The 18,204-nt window shown below is 61.4% G+C and carries 13 protein-coding genes and 1 pseudogene; 8 read left to right on the top strand and 6 right to left on the bottom strand.

Going from position 1 to position 18,204, the window contains the following annotated elements; translation table 11 throughout:
• Positions 1-372 precede the first annotated feature (372 nt).
• A complete protein-coding gene (locus NAV33_RS15450; RefSeq protein ID WP_255981578.1) occupies positions 373-1,179 on the top strand; it encodes an outer membrane protein OmpK in 807 nt (268 codons plus the stop codon).
• A gap of 161 nt (positions 1,180-1,340) precedes the next feature.
• Here NAV33_RS15450 and NAV33_RS15445 read toward each other — a convergent pair whose 3' ends face one another.
• Together NAV33_RS15445 and NAV33_RS15440 are read right to left on the bottom strand one after the other, a co-directional pair.
• Positions 1,341-3,686 carry a PAS domain-containing hybrid sensor histidine kinase/response regulator gene (locus NAV33_RS15445; RefSeq protein ID WP_255981576.1) on the bottom strand — a complete coding sequence of 782 codons (2,346 nt, stop codon included), beginning with the start codon at positions 3,684-3,686 and terminating at the stop codon, positions 1,341-1,343.
• Between the two features lie 146 nt (positions 3,687-3,832).
• A complete protein-coding gene (locus NAV33_RS15440) occupies positions 3,833-4,786 on the bottom strand; it encodes a class I SAM-dependent methyltransferase (protein ID WP_255981574.1) in 954 nt (317 codons plus the stop codon).
• A gap of 184 nt (positions 4,787-4,970) precedes the next feature.
• Between NAV33_RS15440 and NAV33_RS15435 the strand changes: the two genes are divergently transcribed.
• Both NAV33_RS15435 and NAV33_RS15430 read left to right on the top strand, forming a co-directional pair.
• Positions 4,971-5,666 carry an AzlC family ABC transporter permease gene (locus NAV33_RS15435; RefSeq protein WP_255981572.1) on the top strand — a complete coding sequence of 232 codons (696 nt, stop codon included), beginning with the start codon at positions 4,971-4,973 and terminating at the stop codon, positions 5,664-5,666.
• Entirely contained in the window at positions 5,663-5,977 is a 315-nt protein-coding gene (locus NAV33_RS15430; protein ID WP_255981569.1) for a hypothetical protein, read from the top strand. Before NAV33_RS15435 ends, NAV33_RS15430 begins: the two co-directional genes overlap by 4 nt.
• A 7-nt stretch (positions 5,978-5,984) precedes the next feature.
• On the opposite strand, the pseudogene NAV33_RS15425 reads toward NAV33_RS15430, so the two are convergent.
• Positions 5,985-7,329, bottom strand: a pseudogene (locus NAV33_RS15425) (DNA topoisomerase).
• 470 nt (positions 7,330-7,799) lie between these two features.
• On the opposite strand from NAV33_RS15425, the gene NAV33_RS15420 reads away from it, so the two are divergent.
• The 5 genes from NAV33_RS15420 (at position 7,800) to NAV33_RS15400 (ending at position 14,094) form a co-directional block, all read left to right on the top strand.
• Positions 7,800-9,320: an ATPase domain-containing protein gene (locus NAV33_RS15420; RefSeq protein ID WP_255981567.1), complete on the top strand. Its 1,521-nt coding sequence runs from the start codon at positions 7,800-7,802 to the stop codon at positions 9,318-9,320.
• Positions 9,307-11,016: a response regulator gene (locus tag NAV33_RS15415; RefSeq protein WP_255981565.1), complete on the top strand. Its 1,710-nt coding sequence runs from the start codon at positions 9,307-9,309 to the stop codon at positions 11,014-11,016. Before NAV33_RS15420 ends, NAV33_RS15415 begins: the two co-directional genes overlap by 14 nt.
• A gap of 223 nt (positions 11,017-11,239) precedes the next feature.
• Complete coding sequence (locus NAV33_RS15410) at positions 11,240-12,694, top strand: sialate O-acetylesterase (RefSeq protein ID WP_255981656.1); 1,455 nt, start codon at positions 11,240-11,242, stop codon at positions 12,692-12,694.
• Positions 12,695-12,884: 190 nt separating this feature from the next.
• Complete coding sequence (locus NAV33_RS15405) at positions 12,885-13,622, top strand: SDR family oxidoreductase (RefSeq protein ID WP_255981563.1); 738 nt, start codon at positions 12,885-12,887, stop codon at positions 13,620-13,622.
• A 10-nt stretch (positions 13,623-13,632) separates the two neighbouring features.
• Entirely contained in the window at positions 13,633-14,094 is a 462-nt protein-coding gene (locus NAV33_RS15400) for a carboxymuconolactone decarboxylase family protein (RefSeq protein ID WP_255981561.1), read from the top strand.
• Positions 14,095-14,097: 3 nt separating this feature from the next.
• On the opposite strand, the gene NAV33_RS15395 is transcribed toward NAV33_RS15400, so the two are convergent.
• From NAV33_RS15395 to NAV33_RS15385, 3 genes are all read right to left on the bottom strand, one after another.
• Positions 14,098-15,018, bottom strand: a complete 921-nt coding sequence (locus tag NAV33_RS15395) for an AraC family transcriptional regulator (RefSeq protein WP_255981558.1) — start codon at positions 15,016-15,018, stop codon at positions 14,098-14,100.
• A 313-nt stretch (positions 15,019-15,331) separates the two neighbouring features.
• Complete coding sequence (locus NAV33_RS15390; protein ID WP_255981556.1) at positions 15,332-15,784, bottom strand: PA2169 family four-helix-bundle protein; 453 nt, start codon at positions 15,782-15,784, stop codon at positions 15,332-15,334.
• A 350-nt stretch (positions 15,785-16,134) separates the two neighbouring features.
• Positions 16,135-17,751: a class I adenylate-forming enzyme family protein gene (locus NAV33_RS15385; RefSeq protein ID WP_255981554.1), complete on the bottom strand. Its 1,617-nt coding sequence runs from the start codon at positions 17,749-17,751 to the stop codon at positions 16,135-16,137.
• Positions 17,752-18,204 lie beyond the last annotated feature (453 nt).

Raw genomic sequence — 18,204 nt, 5'->3', positions numbered from 1 at the left:
AACCCCTCGAGACTGCCGGCCCTGCGCCGGCAGTTTCGTTCTCCGCAGCAGCGAACAGCGCTGCTCCGTCCTGACAGCCGCCGCACTGGCCGACTAGCTGCGCCCGTGGACTCAAGCATCCTCCGTATTCATCGTGACCGACCTCTGAGTTGAAGAGCGCCAACTCTAGGCAGTTATGCCTCCTTGGTATCACCGCCTCGATCAATACCGCTGCGCGGAACGTTGCTCGCTCACAAAACGATGAAATAAAAAGCTTTCTGTGATATTTCCGCTGCGCTTGATCGACTGGCGCGTCGCTGCTTTGAGCGCAACGCGTGCCCGTTTGGACAAAGCCCATATAAGCAGTCGCAACTGCAACCAAGGAGCACACCGATGAAACGCAGCCTCTCCACCGCCGTTCTTGCAGCCGGTCTGGCTCTTGGCGGTCAAACCATGGCCGCCCCGATGCTTTGGCAGGACAACAGCCTGACCTATCTCTACGGCAAGAATTTCTCCGTCGATTCAGGCGAGGACGGGCGCGAAGCCGACATCCAGCAAACCATCACTTTCGAACACGCCAGCGGCTGGACCTGGGGCGACATGTTCCTGTTCGTCGATCACAAGTGGTTCAACGGTCATTCGGGCAATGATGGGCGAACCTATTACGGCGAATTCAGCCCGCGCCTGTCGCTGGGCAAGATCACCGGCCAAGATCTCTCCTTCGGGCCGATTACCGATGTGCTACTTTCGGCCACCTATGAGCGTGGCGAGGGGCGCAATCGCAACTATCTGCTCGGCCCCGCTGTCGACCTCGCGGTACCTGGCTTCGATCGTTTGGCGATCAACACCTATTACCGCAAGCCGGATGGCATTACCGGCCAGGCCAGCGGCCAATGGCAGATCACCCCAACCTGGGCCATGACCTTCCCGGTGGGCAAGTCCGACATCCTCTTCGACGGCTTCATCGATTGGGTGGTGAACGACGCCGGCTCCAAGTCCAAGGGCGATTTCGTCGCCAAGAATCTACACATCAACCCACAGATCAAGTACGACCTGGGCAAGGCGCTGGATTACACGCCAGGCAAGCTCTACGTCGGTATCGAGTACGACTACTGGACGGACAAGTACGGTATCGAAGACAGCGATGGCTTCAACACTGATAACAACGTGACCAATTTCATCGTCAAAGCGCACCTCTGACGGCGCACACCAGTAGCTTATAGATGGGTCGGGCTACACAGGTGCGATCCAACTCCGCGGATCACTGGGCTACACCCCATCAGGGAGCGGGCTGCTGCCGTTAGTAGACAACAGCCCGCGCCAGTCTGAGCGGCAAAAAAACCTATCGAACCGACTCAGCATCAGTCGCGCAGCTCATCAATACGCGCCGCCAACGTATCGATCGAAAATGGCTTGGTCACGATGCGCATGCCCGGCTCCAGTTGGCCATTTCGCATCACCTCGCTTTCCGCGTAGCCAGTAATGAACAGAACGTTTAACCCTGGATCGTGCTGACGGGCCGCATCGGCCAGCTGACGACCATTCATACCACCCGGCAAACCGACATCGGTAACCAACAACGCTACCGCCTCGCCGCTTTGAAGAATGCGCAGGCCCTCTGTACCATCGCTGGCCGCCAGCACCCGATAGCCCAACTCTTCAAGAATCTCCACCACCAGCATGCGCACCGCAGGCTCGTCGTCGACCACCAATATCGTCTCACCGCTGCCGCTCGTCTGCAGCGATGCACTGTGGTTCGCCTGGATCTCGCTGGACACGCTGTTCAAAGCCACATGAGGTAGGTACAGGCAGATGCTGGTGCCATGTCCGGGCTCGGACTGAATGCTCACCTGGCCACCCGATTGCCGGGTGAATCCATAGACCATCGACAACCCCAAGCCGGTGCCCATGCCCAATGGTTTCGTGGTGAAAAAGGGATCGAATGCTTGCGCTACCACATCCTTCGACATGCCGACGCCGGTATCCGACACACACATTCGCACGTACTGACCGGGTGGTACGTCGAGCTCCAGCGCGGCGGTGTCATCCAGCACAACGTTGCTGGTTTCAATGTTCAAGGTCCCGCCCGAGGGCATCGCATCACGAGCATTGATGCCGAGGTTGAGCAAGGCATTTTCCAGCTGATTACGGTCTATCAGCGTCGGCCAAAGGGTGCCGGCGACTACCGTCTCAAGCTTGACCGAAGGCCCCACCGTGCGGCTAAGCAATTCGCGCAAGTCGTCGACCAGTTCGCCGACATCGGTTGTCATCGGATCAAGTGTTTGCCGACGGGAGAACGACAGCAGACGGTGGGTCAGCGCCGCGGCGCGTCGAGTCGCGGTCTGCGCCACCGTCAGATAGCTCGCCAGCGATTCGACGCGCCCCTGCTCGATACGCTTTTCCAACAGTTCCAAGCTGCCGCCAATCCCCGTCAGCAGATTGTTGAAGTCATGCGCCAGGCCGCCGGTGAGCTGGCCAACGGCTTCCATTTTCTGACTTTGTCGCAACTGCGCCTCGGCCCGCGCCAGCGCCTGGGCCTGCTCTTTTTCGGCAGTGATGTCGCGGCCGACCGCATTGATCACACCGTCAGCCGGCCGTGACGACCAACTGAGCCAGCGATAACTTCCATCCTTGCTGCGATATCGGTTTTCGAAATGCAGGAAGGACTGCCCCTGCGCCGAGTTGTCCGCTGTTTCTCCTGTACTGGCCAGGTCGTCAGGATGAACGAAGTCGGAGATTGTGGCACCGAGCAATTCGGCCTCGCTCCAGCCCAGCAACTGCTCCCATGCCGGGTTGACGGCGATGATGGTGCCGTCGAACCGACAGCGAATCATCACATCGGTGGAAAGCTCCCAAAGCTGATTACGATCCCGCGTTCTGGCCGCGACTTCCGTTTGCAGAGAGGTAGTCAACGCTTGCAGGGCGAGCTCGGCAGAGCGGCGCGCAGATACATCATTGAACAATATTGCTACGCGGTACCCGGATGGCTCGCCCACTGGCATTGCATGGACGTCATACCAACGCTGCAAAGCCTCGGCGTTATTCTCGAAGCGCGTCGCGCGGCGGCTCAGCGCCACCTCGCCATAGATATCGAACCAGTGCTGCTCGTGAGTCGGCGCCAAGTCTCGCATCCATTTACCAACCGCATCGACAAGCCCGGTATGGCGCTCGAATGCCGGGTTGGTTTCGATGAAGCGGTAATCGACCGGTTTGCCTTGCGCATCGAACTTCATTTCGATAATGCAAAAGCCCGCATCGATCGCGTCGAACAGCGTGCGATAGCGCCTGTCGCTCTCAGCCAGGCGGCGCGCCGCCTCATCTACGGCGGTACGGTCCTGCAGAATTTTCAGAAAGCCGATGTGGCGGCCCTCGCTGCGTAGCGGCGTCAGCGTGCCCGTACAACGTAGGCGGGAGTTATCGGCGCGAATGTACCAGCATTCATGCTGGGTTCTACCTTCGAGCAAAGCGCGCTGCATAAGCGCCTGCAGCTGACCCGCGTCGCGCTTCAGATCAATGAATAGATGATCGAACGCTCTGCCGCGCATGTGCTCTGCCGTCCAGCCTAAGAGGCGTTCGGCGCCGGCGCTCCAGGCAGTAATCACGCCCTGGAGATCGGTCGTGAGCATGGCGCAGTCGCTGGCGGCATCGAAGATTGCTGTATGTGCTGCCCTGAATCGGGAATGGTTTTGACTCCTGCAACTGATCAATTACAGATCGCCACGATCCGCGGAGGTTGCTTGTGACAATGGTGAAACCGCCGGGAGGCTAATGTCGCCCGACTTTAACTGCTGGCGATGTGCTGGCGAAACTCCCTGAGGACGGCTGGCAGCGCCGGGCAACCTCCTTTCCACGTCTACCTGAGCTGAAGCGCGTCGCGTCTGAATACCAAGGCCTTCAACCCACTGTCGGCGCTGATATCGGCGAATTCCGGCGGGTTCTCCAGACGCTCCTGAAATACCAATTCGGGCGCCTCGGCGGACATGCCTTCGACGAGAAAATCCGGCCCGGTATCAGGGTCGTTGATGCAGGCCAGCACCGTGCCGGTTGCGGCCAGCAACTCTGGCAGACGACGAAGGATTTTTTGATAGTCCCGGCTCAGCGCGAAGCTGCCTTTTTGGAACGACGGCGGGTCGATGATCACCAAGTCGTAGGGCCCGCTCTTCTTGACCTTGCCCCACGACTTGAACAGCTCGTGACCGAGGAAGCTGACCTTACTCAGATCATGTTCGTTGAGCCGATGGTTATCGCGCCCGCGGCTCAGCGCGGCCCTCGCCATATCCAGATTGACCACGTGTTCCGCACCACCGGCAATGGCCGCCACCGAAAAACCACAGGTATAGGCGAACAGGTTAAGCACCCGTTTGCCTCGCGCCTGCTGCTGGACCCAACGTCGGCCGTAACGCATGTCGAGAAACAACCCGTTGTTCTGCTTGATGCCAAGATCTAGCTTGTAGCGCAGACCATTCTCGGTGATCAGCCATTCCTCGACCGGCTCGCCGAGCAACTGCTCCATTTTGCTATCTGGCAGGTAACGGTGCTGCAGCAGCAAGCTATGCGCCCCGCTCGCCTTCCAGGCTGGCCCTTGCGCCAAGGTCAGCAGCGTCTGGATCAACGCATCGAGCTCCGCCGCAGCCGGTTCGCGAAACAGCGAAACCAGCACCACACCCTGCAGCCAATCCACGGTGACGTGCTCGAGCCCGGCCCAGCAGCGCCCACGCCCGTGGAACAGCCGACGGGTTTCGTCGGGCACTTGCATTAGGGCTTGGCTGAGGTGCTGCTGGAGGGTTACGAGGGCATCGGGCTGCATGAATCACGTCATCTCGAAAAGGCTCGCATTCTAAACGCGAACCGCCGGTCCTGCTGGGCCGATGGTGAATCGCGGTTTGCATCATCGTCTGGCCGTGCCTGGCGAGACGGCAACAAAGCCCCGGTTTAGACTGTTCCGCTCGGTGCGACGAGCGCACCCACCGACTTCCCAGGAACCGCGACAGATGGAAGCCACCGCATACCACCCCTTCGACGCCTTGCGCCGGGTCGCGCCCGCCGCTCTGGCCGTTATTCCGGTGAGCCTGTTGTTCGGCGTGCTGGCTGGCCGCTCGGACTGGAGCCCACTCGAAGTCGCAATGATTGGCCTGCTGGGCTTTACCGGTAGCGGTCAGTTTGCCGTGCTGCCGCTGGCCGATTCCGGCGCCGGGTTCGTCACCATGCTGCTGCTCACCGCCTCGATCAACAGCCGCTATCTGCCCATCGCCTATGTTTCAGCATCTGGGCTGCCACAGTCATGGGGGCTTCGTGCCCTCCTCGCTCATATGCTGGGCGACGAAGCCTACGCCACCGAACGTGAACAGGACTCCTGGACGTCGCTGGCGGTGATTCGCGGCAGCCTCTTCACGACCTGGGTGATTGCCGGAGTAGCAGGTGCCTTGATAGGCAGCCTGATTCCGGCGGCATGGATTGATGCCGAGCTGAATCTGGGTTTCCCGGCGAGCGTGGTGTTGATGTATCTCTCGATCAGCCAGTTGCGTGCACGCCTGCCTCTGCTCGGCGATGGAAAGGCGCGTTTGCTGTTGGCCGTCATGCTCTGCGCGCTAATTGCCGTACTGCTGATCCTGCTGCTCGGCCCGTTGTATTTCTGGGTTCCCAGCGTGCTGCTCGCCACGCTGGTGCTCTCGCGGGTGCGCCCATGAATACGTCCGTCCTGCTGGCAATTGCGGCACTGTTCGCTACCAGCTGCCTGGTTCGCATTTTTCCAGTATTCGTCACCCTCGAGCTGTCTGACGCTACCCGACGCCTCCTTGAACGCGTGCTGCCGACAGCGGTGTTCATCAATTTTGCGGTCTACATCCTCTACAGCGAGGCCATCAAGGAGCCGCTCGCTGCCACGGTTGCGCTGGCCATGGTGGCGGGCGTCGCCGTTGCGACACGGCTGGGCCTGATCGTGACGGCCGGGCTGGGTAGCGGTTGCTATTACCTGCTGCAGCCGTGGTTTGCCGCGTAGCCAAACGTTACGCCGGGCTGGGTGATTTCGCGGTGCGGCGGGCCCGCGGCGCCGCTTTGCGGCCAGCGCCCTTGCATTTCTTCCAGGGCGCACCGCGGGCGGCAGGTGCCGGGCCATCAATGGTCAGGCGCACGCCCTTGCAGCGTTCGATCTGCTTGCTCATCCAGGCCGTTTGCTTGCTGACGAATTCTTCCAGGCTCATCTCGCCGCTTTGCACCATGTCGAGCGCCTGTTCCCAGATCGCCGTGGTGCCGGGGTCGGCGATGGCGCGTGGCACCGCATCGATCAGGCTGAAAGCCGCAGGTGTCGCAGCCAATGCCTTACCCTGTTTGGTCAGGTAGCCACGATCGAGCAGGCCCTGGATGATGCCGGCGCGGGTCGCCTCGGTGCCGATGCCAGTGGTGTCCTTGAGCTTCTGTTTGAGCTTTGGGGGCTATATCCAGCGTTTCCTGGGCACCGAGCCCGAGCTTCTTCGAACAGATTTCCTGCAACGTACCGAGATCGAACGGCAGTGGTGGCGCTTCGCGCATGCGCTCGGTCTTGAGTTTTCGCAGGTGCGCTTCGCCGGCCTGGCGCATGGCCTCGGCGGCTTCCTCCGCCAAGTTCTGGTCGAGGCAACGGCCCTGGTCATCGCAGCGGTCTTCCGCTGCGCGCCATTGCGCGGTGAACGGCATGCCCTCGCCGAGCATTTGCACCTCGATGGTCCAGAACGGTTGTGGCACGAAGTCGGCGATGCTGCGGTCGCGATCGACCACCAACCGCAGCGTTGGCGTCTGCACGCGGCCAACCGGCAGCACGCCCTGATAGCCGGACTGGCGCCCGAGCAGCGTGTACAGCCTGCTCATATTTATGCCGATCAACCAGTCGGCCCGCGAACGGCCCAGCGCCGATTGATACAGATTGAAGGTGTCACTGCCCGCGCGCAGCCCGCCGAGCGCCTTGCGAATCGAGGCATCGTCCAAGGCGGACAGCCACAACCTCAGGATCGGCCCTCGATAGCGGCAGTGCTCGACCAGCTCGCGGGCGATCATCTCGCCTTCGCGATCGGCGTCGGTGGCGATGACCAGCTCCCGCGCCTCGGCCAGCAGGCGTTTGACCGCTTTGAACTGGCTGGCCGTCTTTGGTTTGACCAGCATCTTCCAGCGCTCGGGAACAATGGGCAGATCAGCCACCACCCACCGCTTGTAGCGTGCGTCATGAGCGTCCGGTGGTGCGGTTTCCAGTAAATGGCCGATGCACCAGGTCACCGTCACACCGGTGCCCAACCAGCAACCATCGCCGCGCCGTGTGGCGCCGAGCACTTTGGCGATGTCTTTGGCCTGGGAAGGTTTTTCGCAGAGAAACAGCCGCATCAAGTCATCACTGGATCATTTTCGGTGTCGCACAGCATGCGCAGTGATGACCAATCAGACAATCTTTATCTGTATGGATATACAGGCTTAGGTCCGCTGGTGGTCGTTTAGCGACTCGATGCTGTGGGATGGGCGCGCCGTAAGCAGCGAAGCTGCCCGACGCCGGGCTGCCCCAGAACATCCAGCTGCTCGCAACGACGCTGCTGACGCAGCCTGCGAAACCGACCATGCGGAACGGCGTGGGGAAAGCCGAGTCGGATTAAATGACTGCGCCTCTCGAGCATCCAGCGGAACGCCCTGCGAGCGCCCCGCAAATCCAATAGGCGATCAATCGAGTGGCTTTCAGCCCGGCCAGCCCGCAGGGATTTTTCTGGGCGTGTCCTGCCTCGCGTCGGGCCGCTATCATGGCCAGCGTTGCGGCGACGAGGAACGCAGCAACTACGCTGCGTAGACTGCATAAGGAGTATGGAATGACTGATTCTCCTAAATTTTCTTTCGACCCAGACGACTCGCCGCGTATCTCCACCGGCAGCGAAGGTCTGGATGACATCCTCGGCGGTGGTCTAGATCCCAACCGGATGTATCTCTACGAGGGCAGCCCCGGCTCCGGCAAGACCACCCTCGCCTTGCAGTTCCTGCTCGAAGGCGTACGCCAGGGCGAACGCGTCCTGTACGTCACGCTGTCGGAAACGAAACAGGAATTGAAGCTGGTCGCCAAGCGCCACGGCTGGACACTCGAAGGTATCGACGTCCTGGAGCTGGTAACGCCCGAAGACAGCCTCGATCCCGATCTAGAGCTGACGGTCCTGCATCCGGCCGAGATGGAACTGAGCGAGACCACGAGACAAGTGTTTGATCGCGTCAGCGAAACCAACCCGAGCCGGGTGGTGTTCGACAGTCTTTCGGAAATGCGCCTGCTTGCTCAAAGCCCGCTGCGCTATCGCCGGCAAGTACTGGCGCTCAAGCATTTCTTTACCACCCGACATTGCACGGTAATCCTGCTCGACGACCAGACTTCCGAAAGCGGCGATTTGCAGCTGCATTCGATATCTCATGGTGTGGTGATGCTCGAGCAACTGGCCATTGATTACGGCGCCGAGCGCAGGCGGCTACGCGTCATCAAGATGCGCGGCATCCAGTTTCGTGGCGGCTACCATGACTTCACCATCAAAAAAGGTGGATTGGCGATCTATCCGAGGCTGATCGCCGCTGAGCATCACACGCACTTCATAGGGGAACTGACATCCAGCGGCAATGAGCCCTTGGACAAAATGCTCGGTGGCGGCTTGGAGCGCGGTACTAACGCGCTGCTGATTGGCTCCGCCGGCGTCGGCAAATCGTCGCTGGCTCTAGGTTACGCCGTAGCGGCATGCCAACGCGGTGAACAGGTCGCTTTCTTCGTTTTCGATGAGGGGATCGGAACCCTGCTGGCCCGTGGCCGCGCGCTGGGGCTAAACCTCGAACCCTGGGTCGAAAAAGGACTGCTGCGCCTGCAACAGATCGATCCCGCCGAACTTTCACCCGGTGAATTCACCGCTACAGTGCGCCACAGCGTCGAAGTGCATGGCGCGCGACTGGTGGTGCTGGATAGTCTCAACGGTTATCTCAATGCGATGCCAGACGGCCGTTTCCTGATTTTGCAGATGCATGAGTTGCTCAGCTATCTGGGCCAGAAAGGTGTGATGAGTGTGATGGTTCTGGCTCAGCATGGCCTGGTCGGGCCGATGGATACGCCCGTGGATATCAGCTATTTGAGTGATGCGGTTATCATGCTGCGCTATTTCGAGCATGCTGGCGTCGTTCGCCGCGCGTTGTCGGTGGTCAAGAAACGCAGCGGACGCCACGAAAACACCATCCGGGAGTTCCGGCTTGGTGCTTCCGGCATCAAGGTCGGGCCACCGCTTTCGGAGTTCAGCGGTATATTTTCGGGCACGCCGGTTTACACCGGCGATGCCGCTCCCCTCATGAAAGACGAGCATGACGACGCCTAAGCGAGATAGCCCGACAGTAGCCGTCTACGCCCCTATTGGCAGGGACGGTCCTGCCTCAGCCGCCCTGCTCCGCCGCAGCGGCATGGACGCGGTGGTCTGTCAAAGTGTCGACGAAATATTGGAGCGCGCCGGCACGGATGCCGATGCGGTGTTCATCGCCGAAGAAGGGCTATTCGGCCAGGATCTCGACGTGCTGTCAGCCTGGGTCGATCAACAACCGGCATGGTCCGATTTTCCGTTCGTTGTGCTGACTAGCAAACATCAGCAACCGGCAGTCGCCGCCTGGCGTCAACGCATGGTTGCAGCGTTGCGCAACGTCTCGCTGCTCGAACGTCCGGTACAGAGCATTACCCTCACCAGCGCGCTTCGAACCGCATTGCGCGGGCGGCATCGCCAGTACGAGGTGCGGGCGCTGATCGAGGCACGCGAACAGGCATCCCTAGAACTGGAAGCGCTGGTAGTGGAGCGCACGAGCGAGCTGGAAAAGACCAACCTTGAACTGCGCGCGCAAATGGCTGAACGCGCCCATATCGAGGAAACCCTGCGCCAAACGCAGAAGATCGAGGCCATCGGCCAGCTCACCGGTGGCATCGCCCATGATTTCAATAATCTACTCATGGTCATATCTGGCGGCCTCGATATGATCGATCGGCGAGCGGATCCGGAGCGCCGTCAGCGCCTGATGGATGGCATGCGTCAGGCTGCGCAACGCGGAGCCGCCCTGACCCGCCAGTTGCTGGCCTTTTCCCGACGCCAGTCACTGGCGCCCGAGCCGGTGGACCTTGCGTTGCGCATCAGCCAGATGAGCGAACTGCTCGACCGCAGCCTGCGCGGCGATGTGCACGTGGAGGTGAAGTTCGCACCCGATCTATGGCCAGTGGAGGTCGATCCGGGCGAGCTGGAACTGGTGATACTCAACCTGGCGGTCAACGCCCGCGACGCCATGCTCGAAGGCGGTTCGATACTGCTGCAGGCAACCAACGCACCGAATGAGCATGTACTGGGGCGGCAGGGCGACTTCGTCCGCCTGACGGTGACCGATTCGGGTACCGGCATTCCCGCCGACGTGCGCGGCCGGGTATTCGACCCGTTCTTCACCACCAAGGAGATTGGCAAAGGCTCCGGTCTCGGCCTTGCCCAGGTGTACGGCTTCGCCCGTCAATCCGGCGGCACGGTGTGGATCGATACCGAATGCGGGCGAGGCACCAGCGTGATCATGATGCTGCCTCGCTCGGAACATCAGCCGGATCAGGTGCCTATCGAGGATGCCAGCGTTGACGAATCTCCCGAGGCGTCCGCAGGCAGCGTCCTGCTGGTCGATGACGACGAAGAAGTCGCCGCGCTGGTGGGCGAAATGCTCGAGCACCTCGGCTATCAGGTGACTCATTCGGGCAGTGCTGCCGCTGCCCTCGCGGCATTGGCGAACGGGCCTCGAGTAGACGTTGTCTTCTCCGACGTGATGATGCCCGGCGGCATGAACGGCGTGGAGCTGGCTCGGGAAATCCGCACGCGCCAACTCGGCATACCTGTCCTGCTCACCAGCGGCTACGCCGAGGCGGCAAACAAATCGGCGGAGGCCGAAGGCGTGCATGTGCTGGCCAAGCCCTACCGCCTCGAAGAGCTGGCCGTGGCATTGAAGAACGCCATGGAAGCCGCGACTGAAAGCCCCGAGCTGACCAGCCTACCCGCGCTCTAATTCGCCGCCATAGGCCGATGAGACTCGCCGCACTCACGAACTAACCACAGACAAGGCCGTCGAAACGCGAGTTCGAGCCGCTGCGGTTTCGCTGCGGCTTTGGCTATTCGTCTGCGTCAACCAGAAGGAATCGACCATGCCCGCGCCTCGGGATATCCCTTATCCGCTTGCCCGACCCGCAACCACCAAACCAGGAACCGCGGCGCTGCTGGGCGTATTGCTGATGGGCTGTTCGCTACCCTTGCTGGCTGATGAGCAAGCGCTGGCCGCCCGCGATGCACAGAACAAGCGCCTCACCGAGCGGCTGATGGCCAAGCCCAACCATCTATCCCCGACGCCAACCGCGAAGTACAACCACATCATTACCTACGGCCAGTCCCTGGCATCGGCCGCCGAAGGCTGGCCGGCGCTGTCGAAGCAGCCGGGCTACGACAACCTGATGCTGGGCGACTCGGTGCGCTCGGCGACGTTCAGCGGCGATCGCTTCGTGCCGGTCGGCGAGGCGGCATTCAAGCCGCTAAAAGCTGTGGTGCAGTACAAACGCGATCCAAAGGTCATTCTCGATAGCCGCGCAGTGGCGAAACTGGAAAAACACGCGCAGGAAGAAGGCGAGTCAGTGGAAGTCGGCGCGCTGAACATGGCGCGCCGGCTCTATCTAGAGAAACACGGCGTCAAAGCCGACCCCGAGCACCTGTTCGTCGCCAGCAACGCGTCCACGTCCGGTCGCTCCATTGCGCAGCTGTCCAAGGTCGACGGCACCAACGAGTACCGGCGGGTGCTGCAGGCTGTCGATCAGGCCAAGCAGATTGCGGACGCCGAAGGTGCCAGTTACAGCCTAAGTGCGTTCTTCTGGCTACAGGGGGAATACGACTACACGCAGGTCCAGGGCGGAATCAACGATAAGAAAAACTACAAGCAGATGATGCGCCAGCTACGCGACGACCTGAACGCCGACACCGCGCAAGCCATCGCCGGACAGCAGCGCATGCCGGCGTTTATCAGCTACCAGACCGACGCTAAATCATCGGTCGTGGACGGCAGCCTCGATATCGGTATGGCGCAGTGGGAACTGGCCCGGGAAGAGCCCAACTGGTATCTGGCCGGCCCGGTTTATCCCTACGTCGACAAGGGCACGCATCTTTCGGCCAATGGTTATCGCTGGTTCGGCCAGATGCTCGGCAAGGTGTATCACCAGGTCGTAGTTGAGCGCCGCAACTGGGTGCCGTTGTCGCCGCTTGGCGCCACAGTCGAAGGCCGCGAAATCCTCATCGATTTTCACGTACCGCATCCGCCGCTGGCGTTCGACGAGCCCTACCTCGGCTACGAAGCGCAGATGATCGACGACCGAGGCTTCACACTCAGTGACGACCACGGTGAAGTGCCGATCGAAGCGGTCGAGCTCGCCGCAAGTACAGTGGTGCGTCTGACGGCCGGACGCCCTCTGATCGGCACCCCGCGAATCCGCTACGCCAGCCATGCGACCGGCGGCGCCGGCGAGCTGCGTGACAGTGATCCAACCCTGGCCGACGCAAATTATGAATACCTGCCGGACGAAGGCATGCCGCCGGACGCGGATATCGACGTGCTGGCGGACAAGCCCTACCCGCTGCACAACTGGAGCATCGCGTTCGAGATCGAGGCCATCGCGGCCAGCGAAGCAGACCAGATGCGGCGTTAATGAGATCACTGCACGCCGTCATGCAACCACGCACGGCCAGCACTTGGGTTGCATCAGCACGACAATACGGGCCGCCAGAATCAGGCAAGTACCAGGCAGAATCCGCCTAACGTCCCGTCGGCACGCCTCCCTAGCATTCACTCACAGCACATTGGTGCTGCATTCATGAATGCAACCGGAGGTTCTGCACATGTCGAACATCAACGGAAAAGTCATCGCCATCACCGGCGCCAGCAGCGGCATCGGTGAAGCAACCGCACGCCTGCTGGCGAGCCAAGGCGCGCAGGTGGTTCTGGGGGCGCGGCGCCTGGAGCGTCTGGAGGCGCTGGCCGCGGGTATCAACCGGGACGGCGGCAGCGCGGTGGCCCGTGCGCTGGATGTCACGAGTCGTGCGGACATGCAGGGCTTCATCGATTTCGCCGAGCAGCAGTTCGGCCGCGTCGACGTCATCATCAACAACGCCGGCGTGATGCCGCTTTCGAAGTTGGAAGCGCTGAAAGTCGACGAGTGGGACCGGATGATCGACGTGAACATCCGCGGCGTGCTGCACGGTATCGCCGCCGGACTGCCGCTGATGCAACGTCAGCGCAGCGGTCAATTCATCAACATCGCCTCCATCGGCGCCTACTCAGTGAGTCCGACCGCTGCGGTGTATTGCGCCACCAAATACGCGGTGCGCGCCATCAGCGAAGGGTTGCGTCAGGAGGTCGGCGGTGACATCCGTGTGACCCTTATTTCCCCCGGCGTGACCGAATCGGAGCTGGCAGAGAGCATCTCCGACGAGGGCGCCCGCGCGGTCATGCACGACTTTCGCCAGATCGCCATCCCCGCCGAAGCAATCGCCCGTGCCATCGCCTACGCCGTTGACCAGCCTGCCGATGTGGATGTCAGCGAGCTGATCGTCCGCCCCACCGCCAGCCCCTACTGAGGACACGCCCATGAATGGCAATGCAAGCAGAACCCTTTTAGCAGCAGGGCTGGCGCTGCTCGTCGGCTTGTCGACTGCCGCCTCCTACGCAGCCGACGGCAGCGAGCGGCACGAGCGAGGCATGAAGGTGATGGAGCGGCTCTCCGGCGGTGCCGGACAACCGGTACTCGATGCTTTACGACGGGACTATCCCTTTCTCGCCGAGGGCGTTACCGCCTACGCCTTGGGTGATGTCTGGGGCAGAACGCAACTAGACGACCGAACCCGCCAGATGGCCACCGTCGCTGCGTTCGCCGCACAAGGCAACTTGCCGTATCTGAAGATTCATGCCGGCTATGCGCTGCGGCTCGGGGTCACGCGCGATGAGCTGAAGGAAATAATCTACCTGACGACCGTTACCGCAGGCTTTCCGCGCGCCATCGATGCGGCGCAGGCGCTGCGGGAGGTGCCGAACCCGCCGACAGCGCGATGAGGCTCAGGCGATGCTGCGCAACCGGGCCATGTCCTTGACTGGGGACGCGCCGAACAGTCGGCTGTACTCGCGGCTAAATTGCGAGGGGCTTTCGTAGCCGACCCGGTAACCGGCCACCGACACCTCCAACCCTTCGGCCATCAACAACCGCCGAGCCTCCTGCAACCTGAGCTGTTTCTGGTATTGCAGCGGGCTCATCGCGGTCAGCGCCTTGAAGCGGTGATGCAGGCTGGAGCTGCTGAGATTTACCCGGCGCGCCAGCTCCTCGATGCGCAGCGGCTCGACATAGTTTTGATTGAGCCACTCGATCGCGCGGGTCACCCGATGCGACTGACTGCCCTGCAGGACGATTTCCTGCAAATGCTGGCCCTGCGGCCCACAAAGCAGACGATAGAAAATTTCCCGGAGCGCCAGCGGTGCCAGTACCGGAATGTCCTTGGGTTTGTCCAACAAGCGCACCAGACGCAGGGTGGCATCCAGCAGCGGCGCATCGATGCGGTCCAGGTACAGGCCGCGTTGGGGCAACTCTTCCAGCTCGGCGAAGGGATCGGCTTCGCTGATCAGCTCGGCTATCAGCGATGGATCGATGTCCAGGCGAATGCATATATAGGGCTCTTGCGACGAGGCGCGAACCACGCAACCCGCCACAGGCAACGTGACCGAGACCACCAGATAGTGCAGCGGGTCATAGCTATAAAGTTCGTCGGCCAACCGCACTTCCTTGCCGCCCTGCACGATGATGCACAGCGCTGGCTTGTGTACGCCCCAAGTCTTCTCGCCCGGCTCCGCGCAGCGGATCAGATACAAGGGATCGATGGCGGTCGGGTGCATGCCATCTTCACTGACGAAACGCTCCACCAACTGCGCCAGTTCAGCGCGCTGCGTGCTGGTTTCATCCGCCGAAGGAGTTACGAATGTGTTCATGAAGCGGGCTCCTTGAAACGAAGGAATCAGCTTAGCTGCTCTCGACATTTCACGCCGCCTGTTCTCTTTCTCAATAAAAACGCTGGCGTCCGCCTTAATGCTGTTCACCTAAGGTGTTTAGACGGCGTGACGGCCCTGCCTGTAGGAGCGAGCGCGCTCGCGAAGCTCTGCGTGGCCTGGGTTCGCGAGCAAGCTCGCTCCTACGGGCAGCGGGTTCGCTTAGGGCAGAAAAAACGCCGCAACCAGTGCGGCGCTCGTCCTAGGCGAACAACATTATTACGGCGTTCGCCGACGCTTCTTGAGCATTGAGCAGTCAGCTCCGGGCGCGCTCGGCGTCACGCAGAGCCTTGACCTGGTCGTGATTACGCTGCACGCCCTGGAGCTGGCGTTCGACCACGCTGCGCACATCGACCGGCAGGTCTTTTTCCAATGCCTTGCGATAACTCTTCAAGGCGACGTCTTCGCCGCGCTCGCACTCGTTGAGGATCGCTTCGTCGCTCTTGCCGGTGATCATCGACTTGAGATCGACCCAGCGGCGGTGCATATCGCCCGCGGTGCTGGTGGTGGTTTCCGGATCGCCACCCAGAGTACGCACCAGTTGCTGCAGCTCGGCGGCCGCCGTGGCACAGTCATGGGCACGCTGGGTCATCGTGGTTTTGAGGTTCGGGCTTTTCAAGTCTTCGGCGCACTCAAGGAAGCCTTTCTCGCCGTCCTTGCTGGTTTCGATGAGGTCGTTGAGTACGGAGATGGTGTCTTTGGTATCCATTGAGCATTCCTCCTGGAGCTTGCTAAACGGCCGGAAACAACACGGCCAACCTGTTCAGTCGACTGCCCCGCTTCGATAAAGGTTCAGGTGAGCTGCCCGATGGAATCGGAGCCACACGACGAAAAGGAAGGCCGAAACGGGTGCAGGTTGGCAGGCGTTCGCGGGGCTGGTCATCGGTTTTCTTATCTTTGGTGTGTTACTGCGCCAACCCCGGCGCCCTCGGTCTGATTGAAAGCGGCCGTCGCATCGTTTGTCGAAGCGAATGATGCGGCGACTTGCCTCTCACGCTAATCCCCGCAACGAAAAAAGCGCCCCGAACCAGTCGGGGCGCTTTTCGTTACCGGTTGCGTTCAGCCAGCCGAGCTGCGCGTCGCCGATGGGCTGGGCATGGTCTGGGCGCGCTGGCGCAACTGTCCCTTGAGGATCTTTCCGGTGGCGGTCGCAGGCAACGCTTCGACCATCACGACCTGGCAGGGCCGCTTGTAGGGCGCCAACCGCTCGGCAGCGAAGCTCAGTAGCCCGGCCTCGCTCAGGTCGGCACCCGCGGCACACTGGACGAAGGCGACTACCTCCTCGTTGCCGGGAATCTGTCGGCCGACCACCGCCGACAACGTGACCTGCGGATGCGAGTTGAGCACTGCCTCGACATCCGGTGGGTAAATATTGAAGCCCGAGCGAATGATCAATTCCTTGCTGCGACCGACGATGAACAGCTCGCCGCGCTCGTCGACGCGGGCTATGTCGCCCGTGTTCAGCCAGCCGTCCTCGTCCAGACAGGCACGGGTCGCCTCCGGCTGGCGGAAATAGCCACGCATGACGTTAGGGCCGCGAATCCATAGCTCGCCGGTTTCCGGTGCCTCGACGTCAGCGCGCTGCAGCGGTTCGAGGCGGTACTCGAGCATCGGCAGCACGCGACCGACGGTGGTGCTGGTGTGGCGGTCTTCAATACGGGTCTGGCTGATGGTCGGGCTGGCCTCGGTAAGGCCGTAGCCGTTGTGCAGCGTCATGCCGAAGCAGGCCTCGACACGCCGCTTGGTCTCACCATCCAATGGCGAGCCGCCGGCGGACATGTAGATCAGTGCTGGTGCCTGCAGCGTCAGATTCTGCTGCTTTAGGTATTCGAGCAGTCGTGCATACATGGCCGGCACACCCTGCAACACGGTGATGCGCTCCTCACCCAGCGCCTGCAACAACGCTGCCGGCTCGAAACGCGGCACCGGAAACAGACAGGCACCGTTGTATAGCGAACCCATGCACACCGAAGCCAGGCCGAAAATATGCGACATCGGCAGCACACCGTAGACGCGCTGGCCCTCAGTGAGACGACGCATACCGCCGGAGATCGAGGCGATATAGAGGATGCCACGGTGGGTCAGCATCACGCCCTTGGGCGTACCGGTGGTGCCCGAGGTGTAGATCATCGCCGCAACCTGCTCGGCACCGCTGGCGTACACCGGTTCGGACTCGGCCTCCGCAAGCGCGCCGATCATCAGCTCACCAAGCCGAGGATGTGCGAAATGCTCGGCTGCGTGACGCTGGCCATGCTCACAGGCTTCCGGGGATACGCCGGTGGTATAGAAAACTCGTCGTGGCTCGCAGTTCTCGCGGATTGCGTCCACCTCGGCGCCTGACAGTCGCGCGTTGACAATGGCCAACCAGGCGTCGAGTTCGCTCGCGGCGAGCAAGAGCACCACCAACGCGCGGCAATTTTCACCGACGCTCATCAGACGATCGCCCGGACGCACCCCAAGCGCCTTCAGCCAGACCGTTGCAGCACGAACTTCTTCGGCCAGCTCGGCATAGCTCCAGCGCACCTCGCCATCAACCAGCGCCTGAAGTCCGGGCGTGCGATCTGCACGTTCCAGCACCCCTGTGCTCAGGCGCTGCGGCAGCTCGGCGATCAGCTCGCTGGCCCAGCGGCCATTGATCATTTCGTCCGGCGCAGTCATCGATTGTGACAGAGCCATCAGCACACCTCGCTCTGGTGTAACCGATCCGGCAAGGACGGGAATTTCTGGCTGGCAGGCGACGGCCTGCTAAAAGCGGGCACGCCCGTGTGATGGCTGGTACGCATGGCAATTCTTCCTGACCCTGTTGTCGTTCTTATAGCGGTAATGACGAATTTCGATCTTTCCCACGCTGTTTCGCAATGCGAAACAGCATTTCGCTTTACTACCTAGTATCGACTTTTGCACAGGCATTAACCTGCGTCAATTCCGGCGACGCAGTGTTCGCCCAATGGTAAGAGTGGCGTGGTAGGCATCAGGATCACGACGCGACGAAACGGGAACTGGAGCAGGAGCTGGCTTCTGGTGAGCCGCTTTTTTGCCACGCTAACGCAAAGTGTGGCCAACCGTTTCCTGCTCGCGATTGTCCCAAGAATGTCTGCCGACTCGGCAGGAGCACACACAACCCTGTTC

Origin of the sequence: Stutzerimonas stutzeri (assembly GCF_024448715.1) — a bacterium.
In the GTDB taxonomy this organism is placed as follows: domain Bacteria; phylum Pseudomonadota; class Gammaproteobacteria; order Pseudomonadales; family Pseudomonadaceae; genus Stutzerimonas; species Stutzerimonas stutzeri_AR.
The sequence above is the reverse complement of the archived record's forward strand: the minus strand, read 5'-3'. Positions and strand labels throughout refer to the sequence as shown.

What these genes read in the sequence shown, in the direction of transcription:
- NAV33_RS15450 (WP_255981578.1), top strand. Translation starts at nt 373, where the DNA reads ATGAAACGCAGCCTCTCCACCGCCGTTCTTGCAGCCGGTCTGGCTCTT.
- NAV33_RS15440 (WP_255981574.1), bottom strand. Translation starts at nt 4,786, where the DNA reads ATGCAGCCCGATGCCCTCGTAACCCTCCAGCAGCACCTCAGCCAAGCC.
- NAV33_RS15435 (WP_255981572.1), top strand. Translation starts at nt 4,971, where the DNA reads ATGGAAGCCACCGCATACCACCCCTTCGACGCCTTGCGCCGGGTCGCG.
- NAV33_RS15430 (WP_255981569.1), top strand. Translation starts at nt 5,663, where the DNA reads ATGAATACGTCCGTCCTGCTGGCAATTGCGGCACTGTTCGCTACCAGC.
- NAV33_RS15420 (WP_255981567.1), top strand. Translation starts at nt 7,800, where the DNA reads ATGACTGATTCTCCTAAATTTTCTTTCGACCCAGACGACTCGCCGCGT.
- NAV33_RS15415 (WP_255981565.1), top strand. Translation starts at nt 9,307, where the DNA reads ATGACGACGCCTAAGCGAGATAGCCCGACAGTAGCCGTCTACGCCCCT.
- NAV33_RS15410 (WP_255981656.1), top strand. Translation starts at nt 11,240, where the DNA reads ATGGGCTGTTCGCTACCCTTGCTGGCTGATGAGCAAGCGCTGGCCGCC.
- NAV33_RS15405 (WP_255981563.1), top strand. Translation starts at nt 12,885, where the DNA reads ATGTCGAACATCAACGGAAAAGTCATCGCCATCACCGGCGCCAGCAGC.
- NAV33_RS15400 (WP_255981561.1), top strand. Translation starts at nt 13,633, where the DNA reads ATGAATGGCAATGCAAGCAGAACCCTTTTAGCAGCAGGGCTGGCGCTG.
- NAV33_RS15395 (WP_255981558.1), bottom strand. Translation starts at nt 15,018, where the DNA reads ATGAACACATTCGTAACTCCTTCGGCGGATGAAACCAGCACGCAGCGC.
- NAV33_RS15390 (WP_255981556.1), bottom strand. Translation starts at nt 15,784, where the DNA reads ATGGATACCAAAGACACCATCTCCGTACTCAACGACCTCATCGAAACC.
- NAV33_RS15385 (WP_255981554.1), bottom strand. Translation starts at nt 17,751, where the DNA reads ATGGCTCTGTCACAATCGATGACTGCGCCGGACGAAATGATCAATGGC.